Consider the following 7,749-nt stretch of genomic DNA (forward strand, 5'->3'; position numbering starts at 1 on the left):
ATGATGGACGTCGATGTACCCGTCGGCCCGCGGGCCGACGGACCGGCGGCCGTGGTGATGTTCACTCATGGTGGGTTCTCTCTGATCAGACCAGGGCTGAGGTGAGTTTGCGCAGGACTTCGACTACATCGGCTGGAGTCGGCTGAGAGGCGTTCTCGGCAGCGAGTATCGCTGCGTGCTCCCGGTAACTGGGATCGGTGAGAAGTTCACGGCACGCAGCGATGATGGCCTCCACCGTGACGTCGCCCAGGAGTTGGCGTCCCGCACCGAGAACACTGATGCACGCGGCGTTGTCGAACTGGTCCGCGGTCTGGGGTAGGGCAAGCTGTGGCAGGCCGGCGGTGAGTGCGGTCAGCGTCGAACCGGACCCGCCGTGATGGACGATGAGATCACAACTGGGTACCACCAGGCTCAGGGGGAGCCAGCCGGCGCTGTGTACTCCCGGTGGTAGCGGTTGCCATGCGGCTGCAATCTGCTCCTCGACTCCGACGACGAGATCGGCGCCGAGGTCCGGCAGTGCGGTCGCAATCCCGGTCAGGACCCCCCTGAAGTCCCCAGGGCCGAATCTCGGCAGGATGCTGCCGAAGGTCAGGCAGATCCGTGGCTTGTCACGTTCGACAAGGCCCCAGTCCGGCAGTGTCGCGGGCCCGTTGTACGGGATGTAGCGCATCCGCTGGTTGCGAGAGCCGGGAGCGTGTGGGCGCTGCATGCTCGGTGGGCACACGTGCAGATGCAGGTCGGGTTCGGGCAGCGCCGTCAGAGCGAGTCCCGACAGCTCTGCGGTGAGTTCGTCCGCAGCGGGTGGCCTGCATTCCGGCATCGTCGAGATGCCCCAGCCGTGCTCGATCCAGGGAATGCTGCGGGATGCGGCCGCAAGTGCCCCCGCGTGCTCGCTGGGTTCACTGACGATGATGTCGGGACGCCACCAGTCCACGACATTCAGCGTGCGCTGCAAGGTGCGGGCGGTGAGACGTCCCCATGCCCGACCCGCGATCTCGTGCCGCTCCACAGCGCTCTTCGCGGGCGCCACCGGCCTTCCGTTTCGATCCTTGATCATAATCTCGGCGAAATTGAGCGACAGCGCGGTGGGCACCGCTGGTAGCCCCGCCTCGGTGATGACGCCGGTGAAGTTCACCGGCGAGGCAACGAGAACATCGTGGCCTGCCGTCCGAAGCGCGTGCGCGAGCGGGACCATCGGAAAGAAGTGGCCATGGAGTGGGACGGTAGTGAAAAGTGCGCGCACGAACTGTTCCTCACGGGTGCAGGCTGACAGGAAGAAGGGTTATGCGGTGAGGGCCGGGTCGCGGTCGCCGGTGCCCGGTCCCCCCGCGTGAGCACCTCCCAGGAGCCCGCCGCCGAGTCCTCCGGGGTGCGGTCCCCGCACGTTCATTCCGAGCTGGCGGAGAAGGCCGCGGTCATCGCGGATGGCGTCATGTTCGACGATCTTGCCGTCCGACATGCGGAACCAGTGGATGTGCCGCCAGGTCACCCGCTGGCCGACAGCCCGCACACCCATGATCACATCATGCGCCTCGCCTTCGACCACCAGTTTTGCCACGACATTCTCGGCGTCCGCGACGATGCTTTCGATGTGCCAGGTCGCGGACGGGAAGCACTGCAGCACGACCGCCAGGGTCTGGGCCAGTCCGTCCCGTCCCGGTGCGCTTCCCGGCTCCATCCTGTGATTGATCATGTCCGGCGCGAAAGTCGCCAGAGCGCCGCGGACGTCTCCGCGTTCCAGCGCCCGGAAGTGGTCGAGGATCGCCTGCCTGTTGGCCGCCACCCGCTTGTCAGCGTCCGACAACACGTCCGCATCCCTCGCGCCCAGCGATATTTCCCTGCTCACGATCTTCTGTCTTCCTTCTCCACATGTAACACGATTTCCGAAATGTCCATCTGCGCAGTCTCTCGTAATTCGCGCAGGGGCGCGGTCAGGGCGTCCTGTTCGGGACTGCGCTCGAAGGCGTGAAAGGCGTCCCGACTCTCCCAGTCGCTGGTGATGACGTATTCGCACGGGCCGCCACGCAGGAGGCTCTGCCGCAGGTTGCCCGGTGTCCGGCTCGTGGCCAGCGCGACCTTCTCCCAGGCGTCGGCGAAGTCCTGCTCCCGTCCGGGCAGGACCCGCATCCGCAGCGTTGCTCTGATCATCAGATTCCCCCGTCGACGTGCAGGGTCGCCCCGGTGATGTACCGGGCCGCGTCGCTGGCCAGGAAGAGCACCGCGCCCGCGATCTCCTCCGGCTGGGCGAGGCGTCCCAGAGCTGTCCTGGCTTCGGCCTGTGCCCGCCTGGCCGCGGGAAGCCCGGCCATCTGGTCGGTCTCGGTGTGGCCCGGCGCCACTGTGTTCACCCGGATGCCCCGCGGGCCGAGCTCCTTGGACAGAGACCGGGTGAGCCCCAGGACGCCGGCCTTGGAGGTCATGTACGGAGTCCGATCGGCGACTCCACGCAGTGATCCGGCTGAACCGATATTGATCACTGAAGCGTCGTTGGCCAGCAGGTCGTGGGCGGCTCGGTGGATCAGGTAGAGGCTGGTCAGGTTGGTGTCGAGTACCTGGCGCCACTGATCGAGGCCCACCTCGTGCAGGGGTAGCTGCGTTACCGCGGCGGCATTGTTGACCAGGATGTCGAGTGTGCCGTGCCGGTCGCGGACGGTCTCCACCAACCGGCTCACGTCGTCCTCCACCGACACGTCGGCGCGCACCAGACGGGCGTCGGCACCGAGCCGTTCCAGCTCGTCCACGAGCGAGGTGACCGCGTCACTGTCGTTCACGTAGCAGGCGATCACGGAGGCTCCCTGCTGCGCGAGCGCCAGGACGACGGCTCGCCCGATCCCCCGGGACCCGCCGGTAACCAGGGCTGATCTGCCCTTGAGGCCGAAGTCCATATCGTTCTCCTCGTCGGTTCAGACGGCAGGGCCGACAGCCCGCAGGATCAGTGAGCTGTTGAAGCCGCCGTAGCCCCGGGCGTTGACCATGGCAACCCGCACCGGCGTCTCTCGCGGCACCCGGACGAGGTCGAGGCGGTATTCCGGCGCCGGGTCGTCGAGGTTGCCCACCGCCGGGATCACCCCGTCACGGATGGACAGCAGCGCGTTTACGGCCGCCAGGGCGGAGCCGCCCGCGCACATCCGCCCGATCAGGCCCTGGGGGGCGGTGACGGGAACGCGTTCGGCATGTGCGCCGAACGCGACATGGATCGCGCGTGCCTCGAGCTCGTCGAGGTCGCGGGAGCCCGCGCCGTCCGCGAAGATCACATCGACGTCGGCCGGTGTGAGGTTCGCGTCGGCGAGCGCCCGGCGCATGGCCTCGGCGTACCAGCGCGGGTCCGATGACGGGTCGCGGTGATGGTGCGCGTCGTGGGTTGCCGCGTATCCGGCGATCTCGGCGTACACCCTTGGCGCGCCGCGGGCCGCCGCGGATGCGGGATCTTCCACGACGAGCGTCGCGCCGCCCTCGGCGGGTACGTAACCGTCCGCGGACCGGTCGAACGGCTTGTAACCGGTCCGCGGTTCACAGCTGGTGGACAGGCGCCCGCCCGTGGTCTGGCAGGTGAGCGCGTAGGGGGTGAGCCCCGCTTCGGCGCCGCCGGCGAGAACCACCGGCGTTCCGCGGCTGATGGTCCGCCGTGCCTGCGCGAGGCTGTCAAGACCGCTGGCGCCGTCGGAGACCACGACTCCGGACGGCCCCTTGATGCCGTGCCGGATGGAGGTCTGACCGGTGGTCGCCGCATAGAACCAGGCAATGGACTGGTACACGCTCACGGCCTGGCGACCACGGCTCCACAGCCGCTGGATCTCACGCTGGCCGAAGTCGTTGCCACCGGATCCGGCCCCGAACACCACCGAGGTCGCATAGGGATCGTGCTCCGCCGGATCGTAGGCGGCGTCGGATAACGCGAGTCCGGTTGCAGCCATGCCCAGCCACGTCCACCGGTCGGTCTGCAGGACGATCCGGCCGCTGAGATGGTCGGCGGGGTCGAATCCCTCAACCTGGCCGGCGAGCGTCGTGGCGTACCGGCTGGCGTCGAAGCTGGTGATCGGTCCCACCCGCAGCTCGCCGCGCAGCGTCGAACTCCAGTGCTCCTCGGTGCCGATGCCGCTGGGGGCGATCACTCCGACGCCGGTGACAACGGGACGCCGGCCCGCACGGGTGGCGCTCACCGGGCATCCCGCCCGCGGTCGAGCACGATGGCCGACTGGAACCCGCCGAAGCCGCTGCCGACCGACAGGGCCACGTTGACATCGTGGTCGCGGGCGATGTTCGGCACATAGTCCAGGTCGCATTCGGGGTCCCGGTTGGACCAGTTGGCCGTGGGCGGGACGACCCGGTTCTCGATCGCCAGGGCACAGGCTGCGATCTCGATGGCGCCGATCGCTCCCAGGGAGTGACCGACCATGGACTTGATCGAGCTCACCGGGACGTTGTAGGCGTGCTGCCCGAGCGACTTCTTGAACGCGGCCGTCTCGTGGCGGTCGTTCTGCTTGGTCCCGGAGCCGTGGGCGTTGACGTAGTTGACCATGGTCGGGTCGGTACGGCCCTGCCGCAGCGCGTCCGAGATCGCTTCGGCCATGTCGAGACCGTCGGCCTTCAGCCCGGTCATGTGGAAGGCGTTCGAGCGGGCGGCGTAGCCGGTGATCTCGCAGTACACGTGGGCGCCCCGGGCCCGCGCATGCTCCAGCTCCTCGAGCACGAGCACGGCGGAACCCTCACCCATGACGAACCCGTCCCGGCTTGCGTCGAACGGCCGGGAGGCGTGTTCGGGGTCGTCGTTGCGCGCTGACGTCGCGCGGATCGCGTCGAAGCAGGCGATGGAGATCGGGGACAGCGGCGCGTCCGCCGCTCCCGCGATCACGATGTCGGCCTCGCCGTCGACGATGAGCTGGTGGCCGTATCCGACCGCGTCGATCCCGGAGGTGCAGCCTGTCGAGATTACGAGGGCCGGACCGTGCGCCGAGAACCTGCATGCCACTTCGGTGGCGAGGCAGCTTGGTACCAGAGCATGGTAAAGAAATGACGACGCGTAGCTGGGGTCGACGAGCCAGTCGCGTCCGCTGTTGCTGGCGACCACGTACTCGTCTTCCAGACGGGTCGTCGCACCGACAGCGCTGCCCATACTGACGCCTACTACCGGGCCATCGATGTCACCGTCGCTCCCGAGTTCCAGCCCGCTGTCGGCAACTGCTTCGATCGCGGCCACTAGAGCAAATTGGATAAATCGATCATTACGGGCGATTTCCTGTGGGGTCAGCCCAGCTACAGCCGGATTGAAGTCGCACTCGGCGGCTATCTGGGAGCGAAACTGCGTGGGGTCAAAGAACGACAGGCGCCTGGTGGCCGTCCGGCCCTCCGCCAGGAGATCCCAGAATTCCTTGCGGCCCGCGCCTCCCGGGGCGACCACGCCTATGCCGGTGATGGCCGTCCTTCTCACTTCTGGATCCTCCAGAACGAAGTTTCGGTTTCGTCGAGTTTTTCGGTCCCGTGTAGTCAGGTCTGCGGGAGTGGCTCGGTATCCACATGACCGAGGTCCGGGCGTGGCGCCAGCGGGCTCAGATGGAACACAAGGAAGGCGGTCTCGTCACCGTCATTGACGATCCGGTGGCGCGTGCCGATCGGGATGAGCAGTCCGTGTTCGGCGGGCAGTGCGGTGTGCTCGCCGTCCAGTCGCGCGGTGACGTGTCCGGACACGCAGTACAGGAACTCCTCGGAGTACGGGTGCCAGTGCTCGGTGACGATCTCGCCCGGTTGCAGCGTCAGCGTGCCGAGGAATCCGGATTTGGCGCCCACTGTCGCGGGGGACAGCAGCGTGCGAATGTCGCCGCCGCGGCGGCGGTTAGTCGGAACGTCGTGAATTGACAACGCCTTCGGCGTGATATTCGGGCTGCTGGTCGTCAAGGTCATCGTTGTCTCTCTAAATTCCATAGGGCTTCCGGTGGTACAAGGTCGTGATCGTGCAGTCCTCGGCCCGTCATGCCTACCCGGGCAGGGTGCTCACAGCCCGGGCCGCGCGCTCGACCTTTTCCCGGATAACGCCCATCTCCCGCCGGGTGTTGTTATTGATGTTGTTGGTCATCCACTCGTCGTCAACCGGCGCGTCCGGACGCATGTGGAAGTCCTGCACCCAGTGCATCCTGGTGCCGGTGCTTTCTGGTTCGTAGGTCCATTCGATGTTCATGAACTCGAAGGGGCCCGGCTCGACGCGGTGCGCGTGGACGCGGTGCTTGTCCGGATCCAGCGTCCGCTCCGAAACCCAGCTCCATATCTTCCCGTTCGCGTCCGGGTGCATTGTCAGGCGAAACCTGAAAGTCTGGTCGTGATGTTCAAGAATTTCCACCGAAGCGTACTCGGTGAAAAGATCCGGCCAGCCCTCAAGATTATTTGTGATCGTCCAGACCAGATCGATGTCGGCGTCGATCAAGATCGAGTTCTCCGTGTGCCCGGCCATTGTTCTCCGTTCGGTCGACGTGCTCTCGTCGGTTCTTCCTCGATCAGGCGACAGCGTCTTGGCGGGCGGCGGTGTTGATGGCGGTGAGAATCTCCGCGAGGGTGTAGTCGTCGGGCGGTTCCGCCGGCAATTCGATGCCGAACGTGTCGAAGACGACGGTCTGCAGGTGCAGGTAGGCCAGTGAGTCCACCCCGACCTCCGCGAATGTGACGGCAAGATGATCAGGTCGGTCCTCGGCGGCGAGAACCGTTCGTTCGACGAGGAAGTCGAGCAGACGGTCAGCTGTCCATGGATGTGCCATGGTTCTCTCCTTCCTAATGGAGATCTGGATCCCGACGGCTCTAGTCCGAGACCCATGAATAGAAGTTCCGGGCCATCGCGTCACGCGGGCTGCGCCAGGTATCCGGATCGTACGCGGTGATGTATTTCGCCAATTTCGTGTTGACGTCGACGAACAGCGGGTGCTCGCGTACGGCAGGCAGGGCGGGAGTTACGTCGTCGGCTGCTTCGATCAGATGAAAATACAGTCCGTGAAAACTGAAGAGATCCCGCCGGACGACGCCCAGCAGATGGGGTAGCTGCCCGTCGTCCGACTCCTGGAAGATATCGGCGACCGCGGCTTCGTCGTCAGCATTGATACGAGCTACGATGAGGGTACGATGCGTCATCCGACGGCCCTGCGCTGGACCACCGGAAGCCGGCCGGAGAATATCGACACTCCTGCCCCCTGGTCATATTGGTCATATCGAAGAGAAACGTAGACGAGCATGCCGCAACGCCGGCGCCGGCGCCGCAGGAATTGCCCGTGCGAGTCAACGATCCGACGCCGTCGTCGGTGCTTCCGGTGTCAGGACCGGTTCGGTGGCCGTCACCCAGTCCAGTCCGCAGGGGCGACGCAAGCATCACTCCGCGAAGGCTGGGGTCCGGCTGCCGATCCGGCCTGCCTCCCTACGGAAGCATGATGTATTGGGCCTACTATGTCTCGCAGTTGGTCTGGCAAGAACATGTAGTGGCAACTTGGTGCCACTGGTGTGGCTCCGCTCGTATGGCTGTGCTACAGCCAGCCTCTTTCTGCTGCGAGGATGCCGGCCTGGAACCGGCTGCGGGCGTCCATCCGCCGCATGAGATCAGCGATCATACGGCGAACCGTCCGTACTGACACGCCGAGGTGTCGGGCGGCGGCCTCGTCCTTGGCGCCGAGGCTCAATAGTCGCAGAAGCAGACGCTCGGAGTCGCTTGGGCTAAAGTTGTCATTCTGTTGTTCATTAGTGTTTGAAGCATAGATCTTTTGGTCGACGGAGTTGTGA

General features: G+C 65.8%; 11 protein-coding genes. All 11 read right to left on the reverse strand.

The features are described from left to right. Positions 1 to 85 precede the first annotated feature (85 nt). Entirely contained in the window at positions 86 to 1,243 is a 1,158-nt protein-coding gene (locus DD1DGNOD_RS02620) for a nucleotide disphospho-sugar-binding domain-containing protein (RefSeq protein ID WP_131769361.1), read from the reverse strand. 39 nt (positions 1,244 to 1,282) lie between these two features. Then, complete coding sequence (locus DD1DGNOD_RS02625; RefSeq protein ID WP_165034698.1) at positions 1,283 to 1,846, reverse strand: ester cyclase; 564 nt, start codon at positions 1,844 to 1,846, stop codon at positions 1,283 to 1,285. Beyond that, entirely contained in the window at positions 1,843 to 2,148 is a 306-nt protein-coding gene (locus tag DD1DGNOD_RS02630; RefSeq protein ID WP_131765023.1) for an antibiotic biosynthesis monooxygenase family protein, read from the reverse strand. The genes DD1DGNOD_RS02625 and DD1DGNOD_RS02630 overlap by 4 nt, the downstream gene beginning before the upstream one ends. Further along, positions 2,148 to 2,885: an SDR family NAD(P)-dependent oxidoreductase gene (locus DD1DGNOD_RS02635; RefSeq protein WP_131765024.1), complete on the reverse strand. Its 738-nt coding sequence runs from the start codon at positions 2,883 to 2,885 to the stop codon at positions 2,148 to 2,150. Before DD1DGNOD_RS02635 ends, DD1DGNOD_RS02630 begins: the two co-directional genes overlap by 1 nt. 18 nt (positions 2,886 to 2,903) lie before the next feature. Beyond that, entirely contained in the window at positions 2,904 to 4,160 is a 1,257-nt protein-coding gene (locus DD1DGNOD_RS02640) for a beta-ketoacyl synthase N-terminal-like domain-containing protein (protein WP_131769362.1), read from the reverse strand. Further along, positions 4,157 to 5,428 (reverse strand): beta-ketoacyl-[acyl-carrier-protein] synthase family protein, encoded by a 1,272-nt coding sequence (locus DD1DGNOD_RS02645; protein WP_131769363.1) that lies wholly within the window; start codon positions 5,426 to 5,428, stop codon positions 4,157 to 4,159. Before DD1DGNOD_RS02645 ends, DD1DGNOD_RS02640 begins: the two co-directional genes overlap by 4 nt. 56 nt (positions 5,429 to 5,484) lie before the next feature. Beyond that, positions 5,485 to 5,898, reverse strand: a complete 414-nt coding sequence (locus tag DD1DGNOD_RS02650; RefSeq protein WP_131765025.1) for a cupin domain-containing protein — start codon at positions 5,896 to 5,898, stop codon at positions 5,485 to 5,487. Between the two features lie 73 nt (positions 5,899 to 5,971). Continuing rightward, positions 5,972 to 6,442, reverse strand: a complete 471-nt coding sequence (locus DD1DGNOD_RS02655; protein ID WP_131765026.1) for an SRPBCC family protein — start codon at positions 6,440 to 6,442, stop codon at positions 5,972 to 5,974. Between the two features lie 43 nt (positions 6,443 to 6,485). Further along, positions 6,486 to 6,743, reverse strand: a complete 258-nt coding sequence (locus tag DD1DGNOD_RS02660) for a phosphopantetheine-binding protein (RefSeq protein ID WP_131765027.1) — start codon at positions 6,741 to 6,743, stop codon at positions 6,486 to 6,488. A 40-nt stretch (positions 6,744 to 6,783) separates the two neighbouring features. Then, entirely contained in the window at positions 6,784 to 7,110 is a 327-nt protein-coding gene (locus DD1DGNOD_RS02665; protein WP_131765028.1) for a TcmI family type II polyketide cyclase, read from the reverse strand. A gap of 386 nt (positions 7,111 to 7,496) precedes the next feature. Next, a partial coding sequence (locus DD1DGNOD_RS02670; RefSeq protein ID WP_206442911.1) for a LuxR C-terminal-related transcriptional regulator occupies positions 7,497 to 7,749 on the reverse strand: 253 nt, incomplete at its 5' end.

This window comes from Candidatus Protofrankia californiensis, assembly GCF_900634765.1.
Lineage (GTDB): Bacteria > Actinomycetota > Actinomycetes > Frankiales > Frankiaceae > Protofrankia > Protofrankia californiensis.